The 26,555-nt window shown below is 69.9% G+C and carries 18 protein-coding genes; 3 read left to right on the forward strand and 15 right to left on the reverse strand.

Translation table 11 applies throughout. From position 1 onward, the window contains the following. Window positions 1–4: 4 nt before the first annotated feature. The 10 genes from DMH03_RS38750 to DMH03_RS42480 all read right to left on the reverse strand — a co-directional run bounded on the left by DMH03_RS38750 (window position 5) and on the right by DMH03_RS42480 (window position 10,610). Window positions 5–1,105, reverse strand: coding sequence for an MCE family protein (locus DMH03_RS38750; protein WP_125787052.1), 1,101 nt, complete (start codon window positions 1,103–1,105; stop codon window positions 5–7). Further along, window positions 1,105–2,082 carry an MCE family protein gene (locus DMH03_RS38755; RefSeq protein WP_125796975.1) on the reverse strand — a complete coding sequence of 326 codons (978 nt, stop codon included), beginning with the start codon at window positions 2,080–2,082 and terminating at the stop codon, window positions 1,105–1,107. The genes DMH03_RS38750 and DMH03_RS38755 overlap by 1 nt, the downstream gene beginning before the upstream one ends. After that, the gene (locus tag DMH03_RS38760; protein WP_125796976.1) at window positions 2,079–3,083 is read right to left on the reverse strand and encodes an MCE family protein; all 1,005 of its coding nucleotides are present in this window, start codon (window positions 3,081–3,083) and stop codon (window positions 2,079–2,081) included. Before DMH03_RS38760 ends, DMH03_RS38755 begins: the two co-directional genes overlap by 4 nt. Further along, window positions 3,083–4,093 (reverse strand): MCE family protein, encoded by a 1,011-nt coding sequence (locus DMH03_RS38765; protein ID WP_233611844.1) that lies wholly within the window; start codon window positions 4,091–4,093, stop codon window positions 3,083–3,085. Before DMH03_RS38765 ends, DMH03_RS38760 begins: the two co-directional genes overlap by 1 nt. Beyond that, entirely contained in the window at window positions 4,090–5,103 is a 1,014-nt protein-coding gene (locus DMH03_RS38770; protein ID WP_125796977.1) for an MCE family protein, read from the reverse strand. The genes DMH03_RS38765 and DMH03_RS38770 overlap by 4 nt, the downstream gene beginning before the upstream one ends. Further along, entirely contained in the window at window positions 5,100–6,323 is a 1,224-nt protein-coding gene (locus DMH03_RS38775) for an MCE family protein (protein WP_125796978.1), read from the reverse strand. Before DMH03_RS38775 ends, DMH03_RS38770 begins: the two co-directional genes overlap by 4 nt. After that, window positions 6,320–7,159, reverse strand: coding sequence for an ABC transporter permease (locus tag DMH03_RS38780; protein ID WP_125787047.1), 840 nt, complete (start codon window positions 7,157–7,159; stop codon window positions 6,320–6,322). The genes DMH03_RS38775 and DMH03_RS38780 overlap by 4 nt, the downstream gene beginning before the upstream one ends. A 4-nt stretch (window positions 7,160–7,163) precedes the next feature. Further along, window positions 7,164–7,967, reverse strand: coding sequence for an ABC transporter permease (locus tag DMH03_RS38785; protein WP_125796979.1), 804 nt, complete (start codon window positions 7,965–7,967; stop codon window positions 7,164–7,166). 2 nt (window positions 7,968–7,969) lie between these two features. Further along, a complete protein-coding gene (locus DMH03_RS38790) occupies window positions 7,970–8,743 on the reverse strand; it encodes a hypothetical protein (RefSeq protein ID WP_125796980.1) in 774 nt (257 codons plus the stop codon). Between the two features lie 304 nt (window positions 8,744–9,047). After that, window positions 9,048–10,610, reverse strand: a complete 1,563-nt coding sequence (locus DMH03_RS42480) for a DUF6801 domain-containing protein (protein ID WP_233611845.1) — start codon at window positions 10,608–10,610, stop codon at window positions 9,048–9,050. A 313-nt stretch (window positions 10,611–10,923) separates the two neighbouring features. On the opposite strand from DMH03_RS42480, the gene DMH03_RS38800 reads away from it, so the two are divergent. Together DMH03_RS38800 and DMH03_RS38805 are read left to right on the forward strand one after the other, a co-directional pair. Then, entirely contained in the window at window positions 10,924–11,868 is a 945-nt protein-coding gene (locus DMH03_RS38800; protein ID WP_125796981.1) for an ATP-binding cassette domain-containing protein, read from the forward strand. Continuing rightward, complete coding sequence (locus DMH03_RS38805) at window positions 11,865–12,719, forward strand: ABC transporter permease (protein ID WP_125796982.1); 855 nt, start codon at window positions 11,865–11,867, stop codon at window positions 12,717–12,719. The genes DMH03_RS38800 and DMH03_RS38805 overlap by 4 nt, the downstream gene beginning before the upstream one ends. Window positions 12,720–12,866: 147 nt before the next feature. On the opposite strand, the gene DMH03_RS38810 is transcribed toward DMH03_RS38805, so the two are convergent. The 5 genes from DMH03_RS38810 to DMH03_RS38830 are packed head-to-tail and all read right to left on the reverse strand — an operon-like array spanning window position 12,867 to window position 25,451. Next, window positions 12,867–14,000 (reverse strand): glycosyltransferase, encoded by a 1,134-nt coding sequence (locus DMH03_RS38810; protein ID WP_125796983.1) that lies wholly within the window; start codon window positions 13,998–14,000, stop codon window positions 12,867–12,869. Beyond that, window positions 13,997–14,782 carry an alpha/beta fold hydrolase gene (locus DMH03_RS38815; protein ID WP_125796984.1) on the reverse strand — a complete coding sequence of 262 codons (786 nt, stop codon included), beginning with the start codon at window positions 14,780–14,782 and terminating at the stop codon, window positions 13,997–13,999. The genes DMH03_RS38810 and DMH03_RS38815 overlap by 4 nt, the downstream gene beginning before the upstream one ends. Before the next feature lie 4 nt (window positions 14,783–14,786). Beyond that, window positions 14,787–15,086, reverse strand: coding sequence for a phosphopantetheine-binding protein (locus DMH03_RS38820; protein ID WP_125796985.1), 300 nt, complete (start codon window positions 15,084–15,086; stop codon window positions 14,787–14,789). Window positions 15,087–15,102: 16 nt separating this feature from the next. After that, the gene (locus DMH03_RS38825) at window positions 15,103–19,125 is read right to left on the reverse strand and encodes a beta-ketoacyl synthase N-terminal-like domain-containing protein (RefSeq protein ID WP_125797053.1); all 4,023 of its coding nucleotides are present in this window, start codon (window positions 19,123–19,125) and stop codon (window positions 15,103–15,105) included. 8 nt (window positions 19,126–19,133) lie between these two features. Further along, window positions 19,134–25,451 carry a type I polyketide synthase gene (locus DMH03_RS38830; RefSeq protein WP_125796986.1) on the reverse strand — a complete coding sequence of 2,106 codons (6,318 nt, stop codon included), beginning with the start codon at window positions 25,449–25,451 and terminating at the stop codon, window positions 19,134–19,136. A 303-nt stretch (window positions 25,452–25,754) separates the two neighbouring features. Here DMH03_RS38830 and DMH03_RS38835 point away from each other — a divergent pair, with 303 nt between their 5' ends. Further along, the gene (locus DMH03_RS38835; RefSeq protein WP_125796987.1) at window positions 25,755–26,555 is read left to right on the forward strand and encodes an SDR family oxidoreductase; all 801 of its coding nucleotides are present in this window, start codon (window positions 25,755–25,757) and stop codon (window positions 26,553–26,555) included.

A 26,555-nucleotide genomic window follows, 5' to 3' on the forward strand; every position in this document is an offset into this window, starting at 1 on the left:
GCCTTCACCTTCCCGGCACGTTCTGCGAACCGCGCACGTTCGTCGGGTTGCCCTTGGGCAGGGCACAGCGCGCCGCGGTGTTCAACGGGCGCGGCGACGTGTCGAGTCCGTCGCGGTAGCCGGTTCCGTAGCCGGTGACGCAAGGCGGCGGATCGAAGAACGTCAGCGAGAGGCCGACGCGCGCGCCGTCCGGCCCCATGATCGCGTGCCCGGCGGCGACCGCTTTCGGCGCGGTGACCAGCAGTTGCTCGAGGCCGTCCTGTCGTGTTTCCAGTACGTCCGCGGTGGTCAGCAGGTTCGCCAGCAGGATGCCGAGGCTCGGGCCGGTCTCCCGCAGAAGCGTGCTGACCTCGTTCGCGGCCGCCGGGACGGCCGGGATCAGCCGTCGCAGATCGCCGTCGGAGCTCTTCAGTGTCGCGGCGAGCAGTTTCGCGTTGGCGCCGAACGAGCGGATCGCGTCCGCCTGCGACATCTGTGTGTCGAGCACGGTCTGCGCGTCGGTCACGAACCTGGTCAGCGGCCCGACGTGCGCGCTCGCTTCCCGCACGAACTCGATCCCCCGCCCGACGAGCTGGTCCAGCGCCGGGCCCGCGTCGGACGTCGCGTTGTACAGCTCGTCGACCACGGTCCGCAGGGCCGGTTTCGGCACCGAGTTGGCGAAAGAGTCCACACTGGACAGCACGACGTCCACCGGCAGCGGGATCTTCGTATCCGCCTCGCTGATCACCGAACCGTCCTGCAGCATGGCGCCGTCGCCACGCCGAGGCCGCAGGTCGACGTACTGCTCGCCGACGGCGGACCGGTTCGCGACGACGGCTTCGGTGTCCGCCGGCACTTCCGGGGCGCCCGGATCGATTTCGAGATCCACCTCCATCCCGGAGGCGGTCAGCCGCAGTTCGCCGACCCTGCCGATCGGCACGCCCCGATAGGTGACCTCGGCGTTGCCGAAGATCCCGCCGCCGGTGGCGAGCCGCACTTTGACGGTGTACCCGCGGTCCAGCACCAGTTTGTCCAGCCCCGCGTACGTCGCGCCGACATACGCGACACCGAGGACCGCGATCACCACGAAGACCACCAGCTGGGCGCGGACGAATCTGGTCAGCATCAGCGGCCACCACTGTTCTTGAAGGTCAGGAAGGTGTTCAGGTAGTCACCGCGGATGGCCTCGAGCGCGGCGTCGGGGAACGGGAAGGTGAAGATCATCTCCATCGCCTTCGGCAGCTTGTCCCCCGAGTCGGCCAGTTTCCGCAGCAGCGGTTCGAGTGCCTTCAGATCCGCGACGAGGTCATCCTTGCTGCGGTTCACCGTCTCGACCGCGACCGAAGTGAGCCCGTCCAGCGACTTCAGCATCCCGACCAGCGCCTGACGCTGCTGGTTCAGCACCTCGATCCCAGGGGTGAGCCCGTTCAGGGTCGCCTTGATCTCCTCGGTGTTCGCGTTCAGTGTCACCGCGAGTTTGTTGACGCTCTCGATGGCCCGGGTGATCTCGGCCTTGTGTTCGTCGAGCCCGCGCACGAACTTGTCCAAATTGGACAGGAGGCTGCGGGCCGCGCTTTCCTTGCCGCCGAGCGCGTCGTTGAGTTCGCGGGTGATGTTCTGCACCTGCGCGACGCCTCCACCATTGAGCAGCAGGGAAAGCGCGCCGAAGACCTCCTCGATCTCCGGGGTCAGCGACGAACGCGCCAGCGGGATCACCGCGCCGTCGGCCAACCGCCCGCTCGGGGTGCCGTCGTCCGGTGGCGCGAGCTCGACGAACTTCTCGCCGAGGATGCTCGCCTGCCGCAGCCGCGCGACGGCGTTGGCAGGCAGGTTCACGTCCCCGTTGAGCAGCAGCCCGACCACCGCGCTGCGACCGTCCGGCGCCAGTTCGACGGTCCGCACCTGGCCGACCGGGACGTCGTTGATCTTCACCCCGGATTGCGGCACCAGATCCAGCACGTTGCTGAAACTGGCCGTGACGTGGATCGGCCGTTCGCCCAGCGCGGCGCCGCCCGGCAGCGGGATGTCGTAGACGTCGACACCGCCGCTGCACCCGGTGGCGGCCAGCACGAGGATCAGGACGGCAGCGAGCCGGGTTTTCATTTCGCCCCCGAGAATTCGGTGAGGTTCCCTCGGCCGTCCAGTGTTCCGGCGCCCGGGTTGTACGCGCCGAGGACGTTCGCCAGCGCGTTCGGCGCCGCGTCGAGCGCCTCGCTCAGCGAAGCCTTCTGCTGGCTGAGCACCTTGGTGATCTCGGCGAGTTTGTCCACATCGGACTTCACCTTCCCGCGGTTGTCCTTGATGAAGCCCTGCACGACGCCGAGCGCCTCGGTGAGTTCGGTCATCGCACCGGAGAACTGGTCCCGCTGATCGGCCAGGATCTTGCTGATCGAGGAGATCTGCTGGATCGCCTGCTTCACCTGGCCGTCGTTCGAAGCGAGCATCGCGGTGAACTTGCTGATGTTGTCGACGGTGTTGAACAGATCGTCCTTCGAATCGCTCGCCGTACGGGCGAATTCGCCGAGGTTCTTGATCGCCTCGCCGAGTTTGCCGCCGTTGCCGTCGAGGTAGGCCGCGGCCTTGGTCAGGACATCGCTGACCGCGCCGTCCCGGTTGGCGCCCTTCGGCCCCAGCGCGGTCATCAGCTGGTTGAGGCTGCCCAGGAGTTCGTCGACCTCGACCGGGGTCACGGTGCGCTCCGGCGGGATCCGGGCGTCGCCGCCCAGCTCCGGCCCGCCCACGTACACCGGCGTGAGCTGCACGTACCGGTCGGCGACCAGGCTCGGCGTGATCACGACGGCGCCGACGTCGGCGGGCAGTTTGACGTCGGGCCGGACCGTCATGGTCACCTCGACGTTCGTTCCCCGCGGCTCGACCTTGGTCACCGAACCGATCGGGACCCCGAGCACGCGCACCTCGGTGTTCGGGTACACCCCGACGGTCGCGGTGAAGAACCCGGTCACGACGCGGTCGGCCTGCCGGGTCAGCAGCGGCCAGGCGGCCGTGACGAGAAGTGCGACGACGACGGCGAACGCGAGCCGCCGCACCCAGGACCGTCGCCGGGCCTGTCCGCCGAGATCGGCCAGCGTGAAGTGGCGCCCCATCAGCGTCCTCCCTTCCTTGACGGCATGCAGCTGCCCGGTGTGCCACCGGTCGGGACGAGCCCGCAGATGTAGGTGTCGATCCAGCGGCCGTTGCCGACCGCGTTGCCGAGCAACCGGTAGAAGGGGCCGGCCAGCCGCAGGCTCTCGGTGAGCTTGTCCTGGTTGCGGAGCAGCACGGTGGCCACGCGATCGAGCTGGTCCAGCGCGGGGCCGAGCGTCTTCTGGTTGTCCGCAACCAGTCCCTTGAGCTGCACCGACAGGTTCTTCACGCCGCTGAACAGTTTGGCGATGGCGTCCTTGCGCGCGTTCAGCTCCGTGAGCAGCGTGTTGCCGTCGCGGATCAGCGCCTCGATCTGCTGTGACCGCTCGCCGAGGGTCTGGGACACCTTGTTCGTGTTCTGGAACAGCTTCACCAGCTCCTCGTCGCGCGACGCGAGCGTCTTGGACAGCGCGGTGATGCCGTCGAAGGCCGTCCGGACCTCCTGCGGGGTGGAGGCGCCGAGCGTTTCCGACATCGTCCCGAACGCCTTCGCCAGCTGGTCGGTGTCGATCGCGCCGACCGTGTTCGCGAGGTCGTTGAACACCGTGGTGACGTCGTAGGGCGAACTGGTGCGCTGCACCGGGATCGGCTCGTCCGGATCGAGTTCCCCGTTGCCGACCGGATCGAGGACCAGGTTCTTCTGCCCCAGCAAGGTCTTGATCTTGATCGCCGCGGTGGTGCGGTTGCCGATCCAGGTGTCCTTGACCCGGAACAGGACCTTGACGCGACCGCCGTCCAGCAGGACGTCGGACACCTCGCCGACCTTCACCCCGGCGACCCGGACCTCGTCGTTGCGTTTGAGCCCGGCGGCTTCGGTGAACTCGGCCGCGTACGTGGTGCCGCCGCCGACCAGCGGGAGGTCGTCGGAGAAGAAGACGGCCGAGCCCGCCGCGGCCATCAGCACCGCCGTGACGGTGCCGACGACGATCGGGTTGCGACTGCGGAAGGGTTTGATCCTCGGCGCTTTCACCGGCACCGTCCCTGGGTCGACGGGATACCGACCGGCGGGCCGCCCGGTGCGGGTGGCGCGTCCGATTTGACCGAGCACAGATAGAAGTTGAACCACGAGCCGTACGAGACCATCGCGCCGATGCGGTCCAGCTTCTTCGGGAGGTTCGTCAGGAACTGCTCGAACACGGGGGTGTTGTCGGCGAGGTTCTTCGACAGGTCCCCGAGGGTGTCGATACTGGCCTTCAACGGCGCGCGGCCGTCCTGGAGCAGGCCCGCGGTGGCGGTGGTGAGCTCGCCGAGCCCGCCGATCGCCTGCCCGATGGGTTTCGCGTCACCGGCCAGCCCGGAGACCAGCTGCGCCGTGACGTCGACGAGTTTGTCGAACTGATCGCCTTGGGAGTTCAGCGTGTCGAGCACCGTGTTGAGGTTCCCGACCACCTGGCCGATCAGCTCGTCCTTGCCCGCCAAGGTGCTCGTGAGCGAGGCGGTGTGTTCGAGCAGGCTGTCGACGGTGCTCCCCTCGCCCTGCAGCACCTGGACGATCTCGAACGACAGCTGGTTGACGTCGTTCGGCGACAGCGCCTGGAACAGCGGTTTGAACCCGTTGAACAACGCTGTGAGATCCAGTGCCGGCTGTGTCCGCTCCGGCGGGATCAGCGCGCCCTCGTCCATTACCGCCGGCCCGTCCGGGCCCGGATCGATCGAGAGATACCGCTGGCCGACGAGGTTGCGGTACCTGATGGTGACCGTGGCACCCGACGTGAGCCGTCGCTTGTTCTCGATCGAGAACCGCACGTCCGCCAGCCTCCGCTCGACCACCCCGACCGAATCCACCTGGCCGATGCGGACACCGGACATGCGGACCTCGTCGCCGGGGTTGACCGACGTGGCGTCGGTGAACCTGGCGGTGTAACCGACCGTCGTGCCGACACCGGAGTTGGCGATGGTGATGGCCAGGATCCCGGTCGCCACCACGGTGATCACGAAGAAGATCAGGCCTTTGATCGCAGGCCCCGCGACACCCCTCATCGGACGGTCACCTCCGTACCGCGCAAGGCCGGGCCCACGAGCACGCTGCTCCAGTCCGGGACCTCGGCCGGCTTCATCCCGAGCGACGGCGCCAGCAGTTCGGCGACCAGCCCCCGCTCCCCCTTCGAATTGGCCGGGCCGAGGTCCCCATCGGCGGCGAACGCCACCGCCGCCGAAGCCCCGCCGCCGCCGTAGCACCGCGGGCCGCCCTTCTGGTCGAACCGCGGATCGTCCCGGCCGGGCACGTATTTGTCGCGCGGGTCGTGGACGGACAGCGTCACGTGCAGCCCCGGCTCGCCGGTGCCCTTGCCCAAAGCCTTCTCCATCACCGGTTTGAGCCGGTTCACCGCGTCGAACAGGCAGGGCAACTGGGGTGAGTAACGGGAAAGCAGCTCCAGGGTCGGCCTGCTCTTCACGCTGACGCCGATGATGTTGTCCTTGTTCTGCACCAGGAACTTGTTCATGTCACCGCTGGCGGTGGTGACGCTGCTGTACAGCTTGTCGAGATCCGCACGAGTGTCCACAATGGTCTTCGCCGTCGTCGAGAGATCCGAAAGGGCCTTGAGGATGTCCGGCGCCGCCCCGGTGTACAGGTCCGCCACGTCGGCGAGGCCGCTGATGTCGGCCTTGAACTGCGGCATCAGCGGGTTCACCTGGCCGAGCAGGTCGTTGAGCTGGACGATGCTGTCCCCCAAGGATTTCCCGCGGTTGTCGAGGGCGAGCGAGATCGCGCCGAGTGAACTGTTCAGCTTCTGCGGCTGCACCGCCCGCAGCAGCGGCAGCAGATCGCCGAGGACGCGTTCCAGTTCGATCGCGTTGGAAGACCGGTCCTGGCCGATGACGTCGCCATCTTGCAGCGAGCCTCCTTCCGGCCGGTCCGGAAGCACGAGATTGACGTAACGCTCACCGAAGACCGTCTTCGGCAACAGCCGGGCCGAGATGTTGCGTGGCAATTGATCGATCTTCGCCGGGTCGATCGCGAGGTCGATCTCCGCGCCGTCCGCACTGCCCCGGACCGCCCTGACCTCGCCGAACGGGACCCCTCGGACCTTGACCTCGGCCGGCGGGGCCAGCTGATTGCCGACCCGGTCCGTCTTGAGCGTGACCAGTTCCGCGCGGTCGAAGTCCTTGTTGAAGATGGCCACGGAGAGCCAGCCGAGCAGCACCAGGATGACGAGGAAGATCACCCCGGCCGCCTGTGTCCGTGCCCGCGCGCTCATCCGGAGACCTTCACCGTCGTGGTGGCGCCCCAGATCGCCAGGCTGAGGAACAGGTCGAGCACGCTGATCAGCACGATCGACGTCCGCACCGCGCGGCCGACCGCGACCCCGACGCCCGCCGGGCCGCCCGCGGCGCGATAGCCGTAAAAGCAGTGCGTGAGGATGACGCCGACGCTGAACACGAGGACCTTGACGAACGACCACAGGACGTCTTCAGGCGGTAGGAACAGCGAGAAGTAGTGGTCGTAGGTTCCGCCGGACTGCCCGAAGAAGACGACCGTGGTCACCCGCGAACCGAGATACGAGATCAGCAGACCGATCACGTAGAGCGGGATGATCGCGATGAACCCGGCCACGATCCGGGTGGTGACCAGGTACGGCATGCTGCGCACGGCCATCACTTCGAGCGCGTCGATCTCCTCGGAGATCCGCATGGCGCCCAGCTGCGCGGTGAACCCGGCGCCGACCGTCGCGGACAACGCGAGCCCCGCCGAGAGCGGCGCGATCTCGCGCGTGTTGAAGTACGCGGTGAGGAAGCCGGTCATCGCGGAGATGTTGATCTGGTTCAACGCGCTGAAACCCTGCAGCCCCACCGTGATCCCGGTGAACACGCACAGGCCGACCATCACGCCGACGGTGCCGCCGATCACCGCCAGCGCCCCGCTGCCGAAGGTCACCTCGGCGAGCAGGCGCACCACTTCGCGGAAATAACGGGTGACGGCCATCGGGATCGCCGCGAGCGCGCGGATGTAGAACAGCAACTGGTCGCCCAGCTCGAAAAGACTGTTGCCGGGGCGTTTCAACGCTTCCTTGGCCCGTTCGGGGACGCTGGTCACGGGATCAGGTTCCCTTCGCCGGGACGAGCTGCAGGTACAGCGCGGTCAGGATGGTGTTGACGAAGAACAGGAGCAGGAACGTGATCACCACCGACTGGTTGACGACGTCACCGACGCCTTTGGGGCCACCCTTGGGATTCAGCCCCCGGTAGGCCGCGACGACGCCGGCGAGGAAACCGAAGATGAACGCCTTGATCGAGCTGACCACGAGGTCGGGCAGCTGGGCGAGCGCGTTGAAACTCGCGAGGTACGCGCCCGGGGTGCCGCCCTGCACGATGACGTTGAAGAAGTAGCCGCCGAGCACGCCGACGACACTGACCAAACCGTTCAGCAGCACCGAAACGCCGATGGCCGCCTGCACACGGGGCACGATCAGCCGGTGGATCGGCGAAACGCCGAGCACCTCCATCGCGTCGATCTCCTCGCGGATGGAGCGGGCACCGAGGTCCGCGCAGATCGCCGAACCACCCGCGCCCGCGATGATCAGCGTGGTCACGATCGGGCTGGCCTGCTGCACCACGGCGAGGACACTCGCGGCGCCGTTGAACTGCTGCGCGCCGATCTGGCTCGTGAGCGAACCGAGTTGCAGCGAGATCACCGCGCCGAACGGGATCGACACGAGGATCGCCGGCGTGATCGACACACTGGCGATGAACCAGAACTGCTGGATGAACTCGCGAACCTGCACCGGACGGCGGAACATCGCGAGGACGACATCGATCCCCATGGCGCACATGCGGCCGAATTCGCGCAGTCCCGCGGCGGCCTTCTCCGGCGCGCGGGCGAGCAGGGCGACAGGATTGGCCATCGTCAGGCTCCGCATCCGTTGGGGGGCGGGCCCGAGCCGACGCACCGCAGCACGAGGTTGGTGACCAACGTGTTGCCGGGGCCGGAGACCAGGCCGGTGAGCAACGGGCTCAGGTCTTCGCGCACGCCGCACCCGCTGAACCCGGGCGTCGTGAAGGTGCTGGTGACCTTCACCGGCGAGGCGGGAAACGCGAGCGGCACCAGGGCTTTGATGTTCACCGATACCGACTGCGCGGTCCGGCAGTTCGGGCCGACGTCGAGGACCTTGCCGTCCACTTTGACGTTCGAGAGCTTGATGAACACCTTGTTGGTGACGTCGGTGTGCGCGCAGATGTTGGTGCCGACCTCCTTGCAGTCGCCCGTGGCGCCGGTGTCCACGTCGACGACACCGGTCGCGTCGCCGTCCGGGATGAGTTCGACGGTGCCGGTGGCGGGCATGAACCGGAAGGAGATGAAGTAGCTCGACGTCGACGGGATGGCGAGTTTGCCGGTGATCGGCGATGTGTCGCTGAAACCGAGGATCGACCCGTCGAACCGGCCCTGCGGGAACGTGATGTCCGAGCCGAGTTTCGCGACGCGGCTCGTCGTGGGCTGCTTATCGTCGCCGACGTAGAAGCCGAACTTCAATCCGGCCTGCGCGGCGGCGGGCGGCTTTTCGGGTTCGGCCTGCTGGATCCGCGCGGGTTCGGCGGAGGCGGAAGCCAAGGAAAGCGCCCCCAGCCCCAGCAGCACCGGGAGCAGGAAGGCGCGCGGAACGCGCCCGGTCATCACTGACATTCGGGCTTCCTCACTTCGACTTTCTCCGGCCGAACGGCCAACTCGTGCAGCACGCTACTGGCGGAAGATCAGGGACACAAGTAATGCGGGAATGGACGGGCGGAACCGCGGAAATGTTGTAATGGGCGTAACTGTTTCGCGTCGGGACTCGTGAGTGGTAATGACGGTTCTGCAGCCGGATAAGTCGTGAGTGGCAATGAGCGTTAGAACGACCTTTGCCACTCACGACCCTGGCTTCCGTCGGGCAGGGCAACCGAGCGCTTGACCTGCGGCAACCGTCGCCACTTGCGATCAAAGCCCCGGCCTACTTCTTGAGGGTGATCTCCAGGCTGTTCCCGTCGCCGGACACCATCGCGCTGATCATCGGCGTCAGCAGGCCACAACCGCGGAACTGCGGCAGCCTGTATTCAGCGGTCAGCTTGCCGCCCTTCGACGGGTTGAAGCCGTGCGACGAAACGAGCGGGATGTCGGCGGGCCGGGCGGTCTTGCACGTCGAGCTCGCCATGATCGGGAACCCGAACAGCCGCACCGTGAGCAGCTTGACGTCGACCTTCGCGTCGGCCTTCACCGCGCCGGCGTTGACGGTGCCCGTCACGTCGCCGACCTGGTTGATCTTCACCGTCGCCGAGGCCGGGAAGAAGCCGAGGAAACGGAACTGCACGTTCGACGGCGGCAGCGACAACTGCCCGGTGAACTTGCCCGACTGCGCGTTCAGTTTCGCGCTGAACTCACCGGGACCGAGCGGGAGTCTCGCGTTCAGGCCGGCGATCGTGGTCTTGCCCTTGACGCCGTAGGTGATCTGGGTGTCGCCCGGCGGCTGTGTCGTCGTGGTTGTCGTGGTGGGCACCGTGGTCGGACTCGTCGGCTGGGTCGTCGGGGTCGGCTCCGTGGTCGGCGTCGGCTGGGTGCTCGACGTCGGGGTGGGCTCGGTCGTGGGAGTCGGCTGCGTGGTGGGTGTCGGTTGCGTGGTCGAAGTCGGTTGCGTGGTCGGGCTCGTCGGCTGGGTCGTGGTCGGAGTGGGTTCCGTCGTCGGCGTCGGCTGGGTCGTCGGCGTCGGCTGGGTCGTCGGCGTCGGCTCCGTGGTCGGAGTGGGTTCTGTGGTAGGAGTCGGCTGAGTCGTGGAGGTCGGTTGCGTGGTCGGCGTCGGTTGAGTCGTGGGCGTCGGCTGAGTCGTGGTCGGGGTCGGCTCCGTGGTCGGAGTCGGCTCCGTCGTGGGAGTCGTCGGCGTCGGCTGCGTGGTGGGCGTCGTCGGGGTGGTCTGCGTCGTGGTGCCACCGCCCGCGGGCTTGATCTCGAACGTCCCCAGCTGCTGGTTCTGTCCCGGCTGGACGACACAGTCCGAGGTGAAGGTGCCGAGGTCGGTCGGCTGTCCCTGCGCGTTCTTCGGCGTCATGGTGGTGCTGAAGTTCCCGACCGTCACGAAAGCCGTACCCGGGCTGGGGAAAGTGACCGCGGGCGCCTTGCCGCTCGTCTTGACGTGGAATTCGCCCGATTGCGGCACCGGCGTGACCGGGATGACCAGTGGAAGGCCGAGGTTCAGCGTCTTGTCGACCGGATACTTCAGCACCGCGGCGGCCTTCGCGCTGCCTTCGACGGTGGTGGCGCCCACTAGCGCGAGTCCCGCTGTCGCGTCCGCGGGGACGGTGACGTCGACGTCGAACGTGATCGGGGTGGAGGTCTTCCCGGCCACGGCGTCGTCCGGCAGGACGGTGTCGACCTTCACGACCAGGGTCTGGTCGCCGATCAACGGGAACGGGCAGGTGTACTTCAGCGTCAGCGACGCGGGTGCCGCCTCACTCAAGCCGGAACCGACGACAGCCAGGGTGGCCGCGACGGCGGCCACCGTACCGGCTGCCAAGGCTTGCACGGATCTTTTCGACTTCAGTGGGAACTTCACAACGGTCACTCCCGGGAATCGGAGAATTGCGTGATCCGCCGAAACGGCGCGGACACGGAATCGACAAATTACCCGCGCCCACCCGCACCGGCAAGGACACCGAATCCGTCGCTTTTTCTTTGTCATACGCATGCGGTCGGCCAGTGAATTCACTGGCATCGGCAGCCTCGCGAAATCGTTTTTGTCACCTCCGTCAGCAGCCGGGAACGAGGAACTGTCACGCGCGCCCGGAGTCCGCTCACGTTCATTGCGGCCGTGTCGGAACAGCCGCTACGTTCGGCGAATGGAGCAGGCTGCCATCGAGGTGACCGGCCTCGCCAAGCACTACGGTGACGTGACGGCCCTCGCCGGCATCAGCCTTCGTGTCGGCCGCGGCACCGTGCTCGCGGTGCTCGGCCACAACGGCGCGGGCAAGACGACGTTGATCGACATCCTGAGCACCCGGGTCAAGCCGAGCGGCGGCAGCGCCAAGGTCTGCGGGTTCGACGTCGTGCGCGCCGGGCATCACGTCCGGCGGCGGATCGGGGTCACCGGCCAGTTCGCGGCGGTCGACGACGCGCTCTCCGGCCGCGGCAACCTCGAACTCGTCGCCAGGCTGCTGGGCGCGAACCGGCGCCAGGCCAGGGCCCGCGCGGCCGAACTGCTCGCCATGTTCGGCCTCGACGACGCCGCGGACCGTCCGGCGCGGACGTACTCCGGTGGGATGCGGCGGCGGCTCGATCTCGCCGCCGGGCTCGTCGGTTCCCCCGAAGTCCTCTTCCTCGACGAACCGACGACCGGCCTCGATCCGCTCAGCCGGGCGGGGCTCTGGGACGGCGTCGAACGGCTCGCCGCGCGCGGCACCACCGTCGTGCTCACCACGCAGTACCTCGAGGAGGCGGACAGGCTGGCGGATCACGTCATCGTGCTGGGGCTGGGGCACGTCACGGTTTCCGGGCGGCCGTCGGAACTGAAGGCCCGGCTCGGGGAACGGACCGCGACCCTGACCTTCGGCACCGACCTCGCGGCCCGCCGCGCGCTGGCGGCGCTGCACCGGCTCGGCATGGGCTGCACGACGTCGGCCTCCGGGCTGGTGGTCGGCGTCGCGCTTTCCGGGCCCGCCGACATCACCGTGCTGGTCCGCGCGCTCGACGCGGCGGGCGCGCCGATGAAGGACCTCACCGTCGCCGAGCCGACGCTCGACGACGTCTACCTTTCCCTGCACCGGAATCCGGCGGTCGCGACATGACCGAGGCACGCCACCGCGCGCCTTCGCCGTCTGCGCTGACCGATCCCGCGGCCTGGCCGCCGAGCACCTTCGCGACCCAAGTCCGGGTGCTCGCCGCCCGGTCGCTGAAGACCGCGTTCGGCGACCGGCGGCTGGTGTTCTTCGGTCTGCTGCAGCCGATCGTGCTGCTCCTGCTGTTCAGCCAGGTCTTCAACGGGGTCAGCACGCTGCCCGGGGTCGCGGCCTATCAGGGCTACGTGAATTTCCTCGTCCCGGCGACGCTGGTGAACATCGCGATGACCACGGCGATGAGTTCCGGCGCCGGCCTGCTCGCGGAGATCTACAGTGGTTTCACCGGACGTCTCCGGTGCATGCCCATCAGCCTTTCCGCCGTCCTGGTGGCGCGCACGATCTCCGACTCCGCCAGACTCGGCGTGCAACTGCTGGTGACCGCGCTCGCCAGCGTGATACTGCTGGGTTTCCGGCCCACCGGCGGCGTTTTCGGTGTCACCGCGGCACTTCTGCTCACGCTCGTCGTCGGCTGGTGCCTGAGCTGGATCTTCGTCGCCATCACGACCTGGCTGCGCAAGGCCGAAACCCTGCAGATGGCGTCCTTCGTGGTCATGTTCCCGCTGATGTTCTCCTCCAGCGCGTACATGCCGCTCGAGACGATGCCGGCCTGGCTGCGGGTTGCCTCGGCGCTCAACCCGCTGATCTACGCGATCGACGCGACGAGAGCGCTCGCGCTGGGCCGGCCTTCGGGCTGGTCGATCCCCGTCTCGCTCGCGATCGCCGCCGTGGCGGCGCTGGCGGGCGGATGGATCGCGGCGAGGACGTTCCGGACACCGCGGGACGTCACCCCGATGGCCTGAAACCCGCCACTCGCGTGCTTGAAGCCGTAACTCACGTGATTGGAGACGGAACTCTCGCATCGTGTGAGATACGGCCCGAAACACGCGAGTTACGGCTCCAGACACGCGAGTTACGTCTCCAGACACGCGTGATCCGCCTACCGGGCGTCAGTGCGGCAGGGACTCCAGGTGGTCCGCCGCCGTCACGACTCCCCCGGCCGCCGCGAACGATGCCCGGACACGCGCGGCCGCCGCGGCGTAGGCGGGGTCGGTCAGCACTTCGGTGACCGTGCGGCGGATGTCGGGTGCCTTCACGCGGTCGAAGCGCAGCCGCAGCCCGGCACCGGCGGCCTCGACCTGCTGAGCGAGCATCGATTGGTCGTCCCGGATCGGCGCGATCACCAGCGGCAGCCCGGAAGCGAGGGTCTCGCTGACGGTGTTGTGCCCGCCGTGGCAGATCACCGCCGCCGCCTTCCGCACCAGCTCCGGCTGTGGGATCCGTTTGGCCAAAAGCACTTCGTCGCTGATCAGCTCGCCGGTGGGATCGACGACCAGACCTTGGACGTCCGGCATCCCGGCGAGGGCGTCGACGCATTCGGACAGGAAGCGGCGGCCGAGGGCGGCGTTGGCGGTGCCGAGGGTCGCGAGGACGAGCGGACGGCCGTCGAGCAGGTCCCACGAGAACCCCAGCGGGGGCGCGGGGGCCAGCGCGGGGCCGACGAACCGGACCGCGCCCGCGTCGGCGATCGGCCCCGTCAGGGACACGGTCGTGAAGGCCAGGACGAGATCCGGGGAGAAGCGCAGGTCGCCGCAGGACACCTTGTGCCGCTCGCGAAGACCGTCCTGCAGGCCGTCGACCCAAGCCGCGATCTTCGGCATGGCACCCAGCGGATCGCGCAGTTCGGTCGACGTCGACGCCGACGTCACCCACGGCAGAGCGCGGCGGCTCGCGACGAGGGCGCCCGCGAAGGCCTGCTGATCGGCGATCACGACGCCGGGACGGAAGGCGTCGACCGCCTTCTCGACCCCGGGCACCATCGCGTCCGCGAGCGGAACGAGGTACTGCTCCCACAGGAACTTCAGCGCCGCGAACCCGCGCAGGCCTTCGGGACGGCGCTCCACGGCGAACTCCAGCGCGTCGCCCGCCGCGTACACCCGGCCCGCGCGCGTCAGCTCGGACGTCGTGGGTTCCGGGCCGCACCAGGCGACGTCGTGGCCGCGCCCCACCAGCTCGGCGGCCACCGCGCGCAACGGCGCCACGTGCCCGGTGAGTGGCGGGACGACCAGGAGAAACCGGCTCATCCGCGTGGCCTCCCGTGCCGGGAGATCCAGTTCAGCAGCAACTCCCGGACTTCCCGGTGCTGCTCGACGAGCACCGAATGCCCTTGGCCTTCGAACACGTGCAACTCCCCGCGGGGCAACAAGGACGTCAGCGCGGTGAGATCGTCGGCCTGATAGCCGTGGCTGCCCAAAATGGACAGTACGGGGCAGTCGATCCCGGCGACCTGGTCCATGGTCAGCAACGGGCCGAGCGGGACCTCCTCGGCCATCGACGTCGCCATGATCCGCTCGGCCGCCATGCGCGCGAGCCGCCGGTGATGGGCGCTGTAGTTGGCCTCGATCCAGTCGAAGCTCTCCTCGACCTTCAAGAACCGCACGGTGTGCTCGAGGATCTGCGCCATCTTGTCGGCCCACAGTTCGGTGGCGGGCTCCGATTCGATGCACACGATGCTGCGCACACGGTCCGGTTTCGCCACGGCGTAGCTGTAGGCGAGGGTGCCGCCGAAACTGTTGCCGACCAGGTGGACCGGCCGGTCGAGATCGAGCTGGTCCAGCAGGTCGTCGAGGTCGGCGAGGCGGCCCGCGATCGTGTACCCGCGCTCGGGGCGTTCGGTCTTGCCGTGCCCGCGCAGGTCGTAGCTGATCACGTCCACGCCGGCGGCGGCGACCGGCGGGGCCAGCGTGAGGTAGAAGCTCGCGAGGCTGTCGGTGCCCATGCCGTGCAGGAACACCACGGTCTCCGTGCCCCCGCCGGGCACGAGCTGCACGTTCGTGCGCAGCCCGTTGACGGTCATCGTCGGCACCGCTTCAGCCCCGTTCGCCGAGGCGGGCGGCGACGTAGTCCGCGATGTCGCCGACGCGGAGTCCGATCACGTCGTCCAGGTCCTTCTCCGCCAGGAATTCCGCGAGGTTCACGTCCGCGCCGAAGAACTCGGCGAGGATGCTCGCGAAGGTGACCAGGTCGATGCTCTCCAGCTGGAGATCCTCGTGGAAGGTGGTCTGCGGGGTGATCTCGATGCCGAGGACGTCGGTGTCCCCGACCAGTTCCGTCAGCAACTCGGCCACGGTCCCGAAGACCGACGCCGGGCTCTGCTGTTCGATGGTCATGCTCTGCTCCTTGCTCTTACCCGCGGTTCCAGGCCACCACGTGCCCGGGGATTCCGGCGAATTCCGCCCCGATACCGATCTCCTCGGCGAGCCCGGCAGGCTCACCTTCCGCCCGGATCGCGATCCGGGGCGGCGTCGCGGCCGGCTCGCGGACGAGGGCGACCGCGACCTCTCCTGCCGACGCGACGGCCACCGCCAGCGCCGGCACCGTCCGGCCGTGGAGGCCGGTCACCCTGGTCCCGTCGGCGCTCACGCGGAGCTCCGCCGGATACACCCCGTCCCAGCCGAGTTTCGCGCGGACGGCGTCCTTGATCGCGATCCGTTCCAGCAGCCAGCCGCGCTGCCGCCGGGGCGCGCAGGCGGCGAACTCGGCCCGTTCCTCCGCGCCGAGGTAGACCCCGGCGTAGATGTCGCGCGCGGCCGGGCTCGGCCAGCGGTCGGTGACCAGGGTCCAGCCGCCGTGGTGATCCTCGGAAAGCCGGTGCCGGTCCGGGAAGGCGTAGACCCGGTGTGCCGGCCGGTCGCACGGGAACCGGATGTCCCGCCACTGTTCGATCCTGGCCAGCACGGTGCCGTCGCGCACGAGTTCGGCGTCCATCTCCAGCACGTCCGGCCGCGGCAGCCGGACCCGGACCACGCACCGCAACCGGGTGCCCGGCGCCGGTTCCGGCCCGTACCAGGTGATCCGGCCCATCGACGTCGGGAAGGCCAGCAGCGCGTCCGCCTTGGTGGCCATCAGCCAGCAGCCGAGCAGCTGGCCGACGTTGTCCAGCAGCGCGCCGGGCGCCGACGGCACGACGAGGTCGCCGCGGATATGCCGTTCGCCCAGCCCGATGAGCTTCGCGAGCCCTTGGTACGCGGGGCCGTGGAACATCTCGCGGCGCGTGTAGATCTCGGCGGCGCTCAGCGGCGGCGCGGTTTCCGGCCCCGGGAGCGGAGACGGCCGGGGCGCCGTCGGATACCGCTGCGCCAGGTGGACGTCCATACTGGCATGCGGTCCTATCTGGACACTGATCCGATCGCCTTCGCGGGTCATCGAAAGCGGCACGCGCACCGCCGGCGCGGCGATCAGCCATCGGGAGAACGCGGCGTTGCTCACGCCGGTCGCGACCGAACCCGGCCAAGCCCGTTCCGCCGCCCGGCAGGCCAGGTCGACCAGCGTCGTCGCCGGGACGGTGGGGCGGAAGTCCGCTTCCTCGGGCCAATCCTCGCGCTGGCGGAAGAACCGGTGATCCACCAGGTACGGCATCGTGGCGAGTGAGGCGTCCACAGTGGACTCGAAGGTCCGCCGTGCCGCCGCGTTGACGACGCTCGCCGCCGCCTGACGGGTCTCGGAAAGCAGCGCGGTGAACTCGGCGACGATCGCGTCCGGCACGCCGTCGACCAGCTCGGGAACCGCGCCGTCGAACATCCCTTTGACGTCGCCGTCGACCGAGAGCAGCGTGCCCGCCGTGTCGATCCGGGTCCGGCGTGGTTCCAGGGCGTCGAACGCGGGCCGTCCGCCTTCCACCCAGACCGCGGTGGCCACCCGGCGCAGCTGCGCGAGACCGGGCCGCGTGCCGGAGGACGCCGGGATGACCAGATGCGGCCGCGAACCGAGTGTGTCCGTCACGAACGAACCGAGCTGACCGGCTCCCGCCTGCACGAAGACCCGGGCGCCGTCGGCGTAGAGCGCCTCGACGAGCTCCCGGAACCGGACCTTGCGCACCAGATGGGCCAGGTACAGCTCGCGGACCTCCACCGGATCCGCGGGATACGGCCGCGCCGTGGTCGCCGACCAGACCGGGATCCGCGGCGGCTTCAGGTCCAGTTCGGCGGCGAGCCGGGTGAACGGGCCGAGCCGGGAGCGCATCAGCGGGGTGTGGAACCCGGACCGGAACGGCAGCGTCCTGGCGACGACGCCGTGCTGGGTGCACAGCTTGGCGAGCCGGGCGGCGGCCGCCGGATCCCCGCATACGATCGTCTGCCGCGGCGCGTTCTCGTGGGAGATCATCAGCTCCGGTTCGGCGGCGAGCAGTGCCTCCGCGCGTTCGGCGGAGCAGCCGAGAACGAGGAACTCGGCGTCGGGCAAGGTGAATCCCTGTGGCCAGTACTGGGCCAACATGTCCTCTGTGGACTGTCCCGGGTACATCCCCGCCGCCTGCATCGCGGTCCATTCGCCGACGCTGTGCCCGGCGAGCAGATCCGGGGTGATGGCGAGCCGTCGCAGCGCGGTGTCGAGCAGCAACCCGACCTGGGACACGCTGGAGGCACGCGCGAGCACGCTCGCCGTCGACCACTCGGGCCGCTCCAGGCCGAAGTGCCGGGCGACGTCGGAGCAGCGCGGTTCCGCGTCGGCCTCCAGGCCCGGGTAGACGAACGCGGTCTTCGCCCCGTTCTGTTGCAACAGAGGTTCCGTGCCGCACCAGATGTCGTTGGGACCGCGCCAGGATTTGCCCTCGGCCGTGACCTTCGCGAGCACCCTCCGCGCGACTTCCAGCCGTTTCCCGGTCGGGCCGACGATCCCGATCCGGCACGGGCCGTGTCCGCCGGATTCCGGCTCCTGGCGGTCGAGCAGCGCGCGCAGTTCGTCCGGTGTGGACGCCGCGAGCCGCAGGACCCGCTCGGGCTCCGCGATCACCTTGGCCCGTTGTGGCCGCGCGGGTGCCGGGTCGGCCTCCTCCAGCACCACGTGCGCGTTGACGCCGCCGAAACCGAAGGCGTTGACCGCTGCCCGCCGCGGGACGTCGCCAGCCTGCCACCGCTCGGCGGCGGCCAGCGTGCGAAACCGGGTCTTGTCCAGCAGTGGACTGGGATCGGCACAGTTCAGGGTGGGCGGCAGGATGGCGTGGTGCAGCGCGAGCGCCGCCTTGATCAACCCAGCGGCCCCGGCGGTCGGCATGGTGTGCCCGATCATCGCCTTGACCGCGCCGATCGCGGCGCGCGGTCCGTCCGGCGGGCCGAACACCTCGGCGAGGGTGGTCAGTTCGGCCGCGTCCCCGGCCGGTGTCGCGGTCCCGTGCGCCTCCAGCAGGCCGACCGCGCCGGGCGCGGTGGGATCGAGGCCCGCCGACGCCCACGCGCGGCGCAGCGCCAGGGTCTGGCCCGCCACGGCCGGGCTGAGCAGGCTCGCGCCCTTGCCGTCGCTCGACGTCCCGGAGCCACGCAGCACCGCGTAGACCCGGTCGCCGTCGCGGCGTGCGTCGTAGAACCGTTTCAGCACCAGGATCGCGGTGCCCTCGCCGATCAGCAGGCCATCCGCGTCGCGGGAGAACGGGCTGATCCGCTGGCTCGGCGACAGGGCGCCGAGCTGGGTGAACATCGACCAGAGGGTGTCGTCGTGGCAGTGGTGCACGCCGCCGGCCAGCACGACGTCGCAGCGGCGACGGGCGAGTTCGCCGATCGCCTGGTCCACGGCGAGCAGCGAGGACGCGCAGGCGGCGTCGACCGTGTACGCGGGGCCGCCGAGGTCCAGCCGGTTGGCGACCCGCGACGCGGCGAGGTTCGGCACCAGCCCGATCGCGCTGTCCGGCCGGAACTCGCCGAGCGGTTCCAGCAGCGCGTCGCGGAGCCTGTCGAGCATCTCCGGACGTGCCGACGGGAGGAGGTCCCGGACGGCGCCGGTGATCTGACGGACCGACCGGACGCGCTGGTCGAACCGCTGGAGCCCGGGCGAGAGGTAACCGCCCCTGCCGAGGATCACGCCGACGCGTTCGAGGTCGCCCAGCCGCCGCAGACCACCGGCGTCGTCGACGGCGGAAGCGGCCACGGCCAGCGCGACCAGCTGGTCTGGTTCCATCCCGGCGACGGAACTGGGCGCGATCCCGAGCGCCGTCGCGTCGAAGTCCAGGCTGTCGGCGACGAACCCGCCGCGACGCCCGTAGGTGCGGTCGGGAGTGCGGCCGTCACCGTCGTGGAAGCTCGGATCCCAGCGATGCGGCGGGATCTCGGTGATCGCGTCGGTGCCGGAAACGATGTTCTGCCAGTACTCGTCCACAGTGGACGAGCCGGGAAGGAAGACACCCATCCCGACGATCGCGACCGGCTCCTGGTGCACCACGGCCTGATTCACCACAGTGACGCCGTGTACAGCACGGAGCGGACGTCGGCCGGGCCGAAGGCGAGCTCACGCAGGAGCGCGGCCGTGCCTTCGTCCGGGTCGATCAGCGCCACCTCGCGGCGTTCGTACTCGCGCGCCAGTTCCGGCGACACCATGCCCGCGTGGTCTTCCGAGGGGGCCCACGGTCCCCAGTGGACGGTCAGCGCCCGGCAGCCGGTCCGTTCCGCCCACTGTTCGCCGAGGGTTTCCAGCGCGTCGTTCGCCGCCGCGTAGTCGGTCTGGCCCCGGTTGCCCAGCACCGCGGCGATGCTGCCGAAGAACGTCACGAATCCGGGCCGCACCCCGAAGTGCTCCAAGGCGTCGAGCAACGCGCGCGCACCGTCCACTTTGGTCCCGTAGACCGTGCGGAACGACTGCTCGTCCTTGTCGGCCATCAGTTTGTCGTCGATCACCCCGGCCGCGTGGACGACGCCGTCGATCCGGCCGTAGCGGGTGTGCAGGTCCTTCACCACTTGCCGGACGGCGGCGCCGTCGCGTACGTCGAGCGACCGGTAGGCCGCGACACCGCCCGCCGCGCCGATCTGGTCGAGGGTTCTCGCGATCTCACGCTGGGCCAGCACGGTGCGCACCCGGCGTTCGATGTCCGCCAGCGAGCCACCCCGCGCCGCCAAGGCCGAGCGCATTCCCGGCGCGTCACCGGGCAGTTCGTCGTCGCCGGGTTCGGCGGGCCACGGGGTGCGCCCGGCCAGTTCGATCCGGCATCCGCTCGCCGCCAGCGCGACCGCCGCCCGCGCGGTGATCCCGCGGGCACCGCCGATCAGCAGCAGCACCGAATCCTGGTCGAGGCCGAGCGCTTTGACCTCGCCGCCGCCAGGGCCGGCGCCCGCGTACGCGATCGAACCGAGAGAGCCCGCGGACGGCTCGAACGCCGCGCGCCCCGCGGTGTCGTAGCGGACGGCCACCGGCCCGTCGGCGATCGCCTCTTCCAGCACTATCCGCGCCAGGTCCACTGCGGACTCCAGCTCGACCAGCCTGGTCGGCTCGGTCCGCTCCCGCGCCGCGGCACGGACGAGGCCGCGCAGTCCGGCGGTGTGACCGGCGCCCGGCCTCGCCACCACGACCACCGCGCCCTTGGCTTCCTTCAGCAGGCCGAAGACCTGGGTGGCGATCGGTTCTTCCGCGTCCGACAACGGGTTCAGCACGAGGACGAAGTCGGCCTCGGCGCGCTCCCCCGGCACGGCACCCGCGTCGATGAACACCGCGCGGACCGACTCGGCCAGTTCCTCCTGGCCAGGTTCGAAGCTCACCGAGACCGTCTTGCCGTTCACCCTGGCGAGATCGGGTGTCGGGAGCGGCGCGGACACGCGGCTGAGCAGGTACCGGCCGGGCGACGTGCCCGCGGGGGCCGGTGCCACGGCGGCCGGGACGGCCGGTTCGAGCCACTTCCGCAGCCGTGCGGCCAGCGCGCTCGCCGTCCGATCGCGGCTGAGCTGATCCTGGGCGTCGTCGTGCACCCGTCCGGTGAGGCCGAGCTTCGCGAGCAGCGTGCCCGCGATCTCGGTGCGTTTGATCGAGTCGATGGAAAGATCCGCTTCCAGGTCGAGATCGGCGTCGATCATCTCGGCCGGATAGCCGGTGCGTTCGCTGATCGCGCCGATCACGGTGGCCAGGACGTCGGTGCTCGGGGCTTCTCGTGACGGCACCGCGGCGACCGGTTCCGGCTCGACGGCCTGGAGGTCGACGGGCGGCAGCACGGAAGGCACGACCGGGACCTGCACCGGGGCCGGGGCGAGCGGCGCGGTGCCGAGGTAGCCCAGCATCACGTCCCGTTGCGCCGCCAGCATTTCACGGCTGGTGCGGAGGAATTCGACGACGGCCTGGTCACGACCGGGCACGGGCTGGTTCATGGTCGTCCTCGGGATTCGTCGGGCGGGCACGAGCCCATGGGCGGGGACCTCGCCACCGGGCGCGCGGACGGTCTGGCCGTCCACGGTCCAGGCGGGCGCGGGAAGCGGGCCGACGCGGACGCGGCCGTGGAAGAGCCGTTCGGTGCGCACGTCGACGCCCGTGAGCGCCAGGCGCGCGAGCGCGGTGAGGAACCCTCGCAGCCCCGGCCCACCGGGATCGCAGGCGATCACGGTATGCGGCCGGTCACCGAGGATTTCCTTGGCCAGCCGGGAAAGCACCTGCCCCGGGCCGGCCTCGACGAACGTGCGCGCGCCTGCCGCGTACATGTCCTCGATCAGCTCGACGAAGCGCACCGGCGACCCGATCTGCGCGGCGAGCTCCGCGCGTACGGCTCCGGCGTCGTACGGCCGGGCGGTGCGGTTCGACCACACCGGTGCGCCCGGCTCACCGATCTCGACGTTGTCGAGATCGACGGTGAACACGTCACTCGCCCCGGCCACCAGCGGACTGTGGAAGGCACAGGCGACGGGGATCCGCTTGGCCGCGATCCCCTGGCCCCGCAGTACGCGAACGGCCTCCTCCACGGCGGCCGTCGGTCCGGAAAGGACGGTCTGACCCGGCGCGTTGTGGTTGGCGAGCACGACGTCCGGGTGGTCGAGGGCGTCGGCCAGTTCCTCGCGGGACGCCTTCACCGCGGCCATCGCGCCCGGATCGGCGCCCGCGACTTCGGCGATCGAGCGGGCCCTCGCCCGGCTGAGCGCCACCAAGGTCGGGGTGTCGAAGGCGCCCGCGACCGACAGCGCGGTCAGTTCGCCGTAGCTGTGCCCCGCCAGCAGGTCCGGCCGGACACCGAGGTCGGCCAGCAACCGGCACACGGCCGACTCGACGAGCCCGAGCGCGGGCTGCGCGACCCGCGTGTCCTTGAGCGCCTCGTCCTGGGCGGCACGTGCGTCTTCGGTGAACGCGCGCGGCGGGAAGGTGGTCGCGGCGACGTCGGGAGCGAGCCTCAGCATGTCGGCCAGCTCGGGGAAGTGCACGAACAGCTCCGCCAGCATCCCCGTACGCTGGCTGCCTTGGCCTGGGAACAGGAACGCGACCGCACCGGCCTCGATGTGCTCCGCAGTGAGCCCTCCACCGTTCTCGGCGGCCTCGCGCAGCTCCGCGAGATCACTCGCGACGACCGCGAGCCGCACCGGCTCGGATCCGCCGCGTTCGGCGGCGAGCGCGGCGATCTCCCGCAGCGGACGGCCTTCGTTCGCCGCGAGCAGGTCACGCAGCGCCTTCCGGGAACTGTCCACATCGGGCCCGCGGAGCAGGACCAGCTCGGCGTCCCAGTCACGCGGGCCGTGCCGCCGACCCGGCGGGACCCCAGGGGCGGCGAGGACGGCGTGGAAGTTGGTCCCACCGAACCCGAACGCGCTCACTCCGGCGAACTCGCGGCCGCGGCGAACCGGCGTCGGCCGGGCTCCGGCGGAGAAGGTGAAGGGACTGCGCTCGGCGTCCCAGGCGGGGTTCGGTGTGCGCAGGTGCAGTGTGGGCGGCACGACCTCGTGCCAGAGCGCCAGCGCCGCCTTCATCAGGCCCGCCAGCCCCGCCGCGCATTTCGTGTGCCCGATCTGGCTCTTCACCGAACCCAGCGCGCACTGGCCCGGTTCGGCGCCCGCGTCGAGGAAGAACTCGGTGAGCGTGGTCAGTTCGGTGGCGTCGCCGACGACCGTCCCGGTGCCGTGCGCTTCCACCAGCGAGACGTCCGCGGGCGATACCCCGGCGTCGCGATACGCCCGGGCGAGAGCGCGCCGTTGCCCCTCGGGACGCGGCGCGGTGAGGCCAAGCGCCTTGCCGTCACTGGCGGCGCCGACGCCCTTGACCACGGCGTAGACGCGGTCGCCGTCGCGTTCGGCGTCGGCGCGTCGCTTGAGCACGAGGCATGCGACGCCCTCGCCGAGCGCGATCCCGTCGGCCGACGCGTCGAACGGGCGGCACCGGCCGGTCGGCGACAGCGCGCCCGCGGAGGTGAACATGAGGTAGTCGTTGACGCCGTTGTGCAGGTCGACGGCGCCGCACAGGACCATCGAGCTCGTGCCCGCACGCAGTTCCTTCACCGCGAGGTCCAGCGCCGCCAGCGAGGAGCCGCAGGCGGCGTCCACGGTGTAGTTGGTGCCGCCGAGATCGAGCCGGTTGGCGATGCGGCCGGAGATGACGTTGGCGAGCGTGCCGGGGAACGAGTCTTCGGTCAGCTCCGGTAATTGCGCGAGGAGCTCTTCCGGGACGTCTTCGAGATAGCTGGGCAGCAGCGCACGCAGCACACCGGCGTTCGCGAGGTCTCCCCCGGCCTCGGCGCCGAAGATGACGCTGGTGCGCTCGCGGTCGAAACCGCCGTCGCCGTAGCCCGCGTCTTCGAGGGCACGCCGTGCCGTCTGCAGGGACACCAGCTGGGCCGGGTCGATGCTGCCCATCGAGTTGGGCGGGATGCCGTACGCGAGCGGGTCGAAGTCCACGGCAGGCAGGAAACCGCCCCACTTCGACGTCGACTGGTCCGCGTAGACGTCGGTGTCCCAGCGCTGATCCGGCACCTCGGTGACGGCGTCCGCGCCGCGCAGGACGTTGGACCAGAAGGCCGGGAGGTCGGGTGCGCCGGGGAACACGCACGCCATGCCGACGATGGCGACGTCACCGTCCACAACGGACTCCTCAGGCGGAGTGCGTCCGGCGAGCAGTTCCGCCGCGCCCTCGGTGACATCCCGGTGCAGAGCGGCGATGTCGGTGCGCCGCTCGCGCAGAACCGCCACCTGACCCGCCATGTACATTCCCTCGGCGAGCTGACCGAGCGCGTCGACCTCGACGAGGGCGTCGCCTTCCCGCCGGATGCCCTTGCTCGCGATCCGCAGCCGTCCGGTGTTCAGCTCCTCCAGCCGTTGCCAGCTCTCCTGCGGCGGAACACCGTCCGCGCGGAGCCCGGCCTTCAGCGCGGCGAACTCGTCGGTGTACGGGCTGGGCAGGCAGCGGGTCAGATGCCCGGGCGCGGTCTCCAGGGTGACCGTGGACCCGGCGTCGAGCACCCGGTCCTGGAAGACCTCGGTGATGGCGCCGTGGGTCACGGCCTCCTCGGTGAACAGGTACGCGGTGCCCATCAGGACACCGATCCCCGTCAGCGGCCCCGCCATCGCCGAGACCATGGCCGCGGACCGGGCGTCGTGGATCCCGCCCGCGAACAGCACCTCGACGTCCTCGGCGCCGTGTTCGCGCAGGACGTCCAGCTGCTGCTCCCACAGCACGAAACTGGACCGCGGGCCGATATGCCCGCCGCATTCGGCGCCCTCGAAGACGAACCGGCGGATGCCGGCGTCGAGGAACTGCCGCAGGAGGATCGGGGACGGCACGTGGAGGAAGGTCGCGATTCCGTCGGCCTCCAGCGCCTTGGCCTGCGCGGGTTTCCCGCCGGCGATCAGCACGCAGCGCGGACGCGCCGCCCGGACCGCCGCGAGTTGTTCGGCACGCAGCACCTCCGGGACGAAGCCCAGGATGCCCGCACCCCAAGGCCGTTCGCCGAGCGCTTCGGCGGTGCGGCCGAGCAGTTCGGTGGTCTTGGCGCCGTTCGCGGTGGCCACCGCGACGAACGGGAAGCCGTCGTGCGCGGCGACGGCGGCGGCGAAACCGGGCTGGTCGCTCACCCGCGTCATCGGTCCCTGCACGACCGGCAGGCGGGTCCCCAACGTGCGGCACAGCCGTACGCCTTGGTCCGAGGGGCTCGCCGAAGACGGCGCGGCAAGGGACCGCACGACCGATCGGACGGCGCTTTCCGCGTCCTCGAAGCGGTTCGCGAACAACGCGGTGAGTCCGTCGTCGGCCCTGGCCAGTTCGGCCCGCGCGGTCGCGGGCACGTCGGCCTCCGGGAACAGGCCGAGCCCGTCGAGCACCACACCCGCCGCTCCTCCGGCGATGGCGGCCACCGCCGTCCGCGGCCCGATGCCCCCGTACGCCCACACTGGGACGTCCTCGCCGAACCGCTCCAGTAAGCGCTGAAGCAGAACGAACGTGGTGAGGTCCGAGCCACCCGCCTCGGCTCCCTTCGCCACCAGACCGGTGGCGCCGGTGTCGAGCATCCGGACGGCCTGCTCGACACCGGTCACCTCGGCCAGCACGGGAAGATCGACCCTGCCCCGCCAAACCGCTCCCTCGGCCAGGAGAACGAGCTCCGCACCGCTCTCCCGCACCTCTTCGTCCCGCCGGTGGCGGCCGGCTGGGACGCGGAGGCCGAACGGGAACCTTCCGTCCGATGTGGACATTGTGGACATGGTGGATCCGATGTCCACGATCCCGAGGCCGCCGCCCCTGGCGACGGCGGCGGCCAGCCCGGGATCCGGACGTCCGAGCGGGTTGACGCCGAGTACCCGCGTGCGCGCCGTCGCATGACTCACCGGCGGACCTCCTGTTCGGCTGGGGCTGGTCGAACCTCGCCGGGTTCGGCGATCTTTCAGCGGGATTCCCAAGAAATAACCTACTTGCCGCAGAGAGCGCAATACTCCCGCACGAGAACTCGGAAAACAAGAGATCACATGCTAAAGTCCGGCGCCGGAAACAAATATGTCGACACCTTAAGAACAAGCTCTTGACCTGCACTTTTATCACCTTCGTCGCAGTTTCACACAAGGCGTTGCTCACCGGCATAACAAAACAGAAGAATTGTCATCAAAAGCAGAATCGATAACCATGGAGCGCATGTGGAAGTGACAGGACGAGTCGTCGTGCTGACCGGCGCGGCACACGGTATCGGCGCCGCCATGGCCCGGCGGTTCGCCGCCGAGGGCGCCGCCGGGGTGGTGGTCTCGGATCTCGACCTCGAGGCCGCGGAGCAGGTCGTCGCCGGGATCACGGCCTCGGGTGGCGCCGCGATCGCGCGGCACGCCGACGCGTCGTCCAAAGAGGACCTGAAGATGCTGGTGACCGAGGCTCGCACCGAGTTCGGGCCGGTGGACCTCTTCTGTTCCAACGCCGGTGCCGCGTTCGGGACGGGCGTGCACGCCGCGGACGAACAGTGGACACGCTCGTGGGCGATCAACGTCATGCAGCATGTGCACGCCGCCCAGGTCGCGCTCCCCGCGATGTTGAGCCGGGGCAACGGATATCTGCTGATCACGGCCTCGGGAGCGGGTCTGCTGGGCACCCCCGGCGACGCGCCGTACTCGGTGACCAAGCACGCGGCCGTCGGCCTCGCCGAATGGCTGGCCATCACCTACCGGCCGCGCGGGGTGCGGGTCAGCGCGCTGTGCCCGCTCGGCGTGCGGACCGCGCTACTGGAACCGGGCATCGCCGCCGGACACCCCGCGGCGCTCGCGATCGCCGCCGCCGCGCCGCTGCTGGAACCGGAGGAGGTCGCGGAGTCCGTGGTGCATGGCCTGGCGTCGGAAGAGTTCCTGATCCTGCCACACGAATCGGTGCGGGAGACCTACGCGCGCAAGGCGGCTGGTCTCGACGAATGGATCGACCGCACCATCCTCGAAACCGGCGCGCGGAAGAGGTGA

The sequence above is a fragment of the Amycolatopsis sp. WAC 01376 genome, from assembly GCF_003947415.1.
GTDB lineage: Bacteria > Actinomycetota > Actinomycetes > Mycobacteriales > Pseudonocardiaceae > Amycolatopsis.

Bases quoted from the DNA above. Each gene is read 5' to 3' on its own strand.
- DMH03_RS38775 (WP_125796978.1), bottom strand. From the start codon at position 6,323: ATGAGCGCGCGGGCACGGACACAGGCGGCCGGGGTGATCTTCCTCGTC.
- DMH03_RS38760 (WP_125796976.1), bottom strand. From the start codon at position 3,083: ATGGGGCGCCACTTCACGCTGGCCGATCTCGGCGGACAGGCCCGGCGA.
- DMH03_RS38755 (WP_125796975.1), bottom strand. From the start codon at position 2,082: ATGAAAACCCGGCTCGCTGCCGTCCTGATCCTCGTGCTGGCCGCCACC.
- DMH03_RS38800 (WP_125796981.1), top strand. From the start codon at position 10,924: ATGGAGCAGGCTGCCATCGAGGTGACCGGCCTCGCCAAGCACTACGGT.
- DMH03_RS38785 (WP_125796979.1), bottom strand. From the start codon at position 7,967: ATGGCCAATCCTGTCGCCCTGCTCGCCCGCGCGCCGGAGAAGGCCGCC.
- DMH03_RS38750 (WP_125787052.1), bottom strand. From the start codon at position 1,105: ATGCTGACCAGATTCGTCCGCGCCCAGCTGGTGGTCTTCGTGGTGATC.
- DMH03_RS38805 (WP_125796982.1), top strand. From the start codon at position 11,865: ATGACCGAGGCACGCCACCGCGCGCCTTCGCCGTCTGCGCTGACCGAT.
- DMH03_RS38770 (WP_125796977.1), bottom strand. From the start codon at position 5,103: ATGAGGGGTGTCGCGGGGCCTGCGATCAAAGGCCTGATCTTCTTCGTG.
- DMH03_RS38810 (WP_125796983.1), bottom strand. From the start codon at position 14,000: ATGAGCCGGTTTCTCCTGGTCGTCCCGCCACTCACCGGGCACGTGGCG.
- DMH03_RS38790 (WP_125796980.1), bottom strand. From the start codon at position 8,743: ATGTCAGTGATGACCGGGCGCGTTCCGCGCGCCTTCCTGCTCCCGGTG.
- DMH03_RS38820 (WP_125796985.1), bottom strand. From the start codon at position 15,086: ATGACCATCGAACAGCAGAGCCCGGCGTCGGTCTTCGGGACCGTGGCC.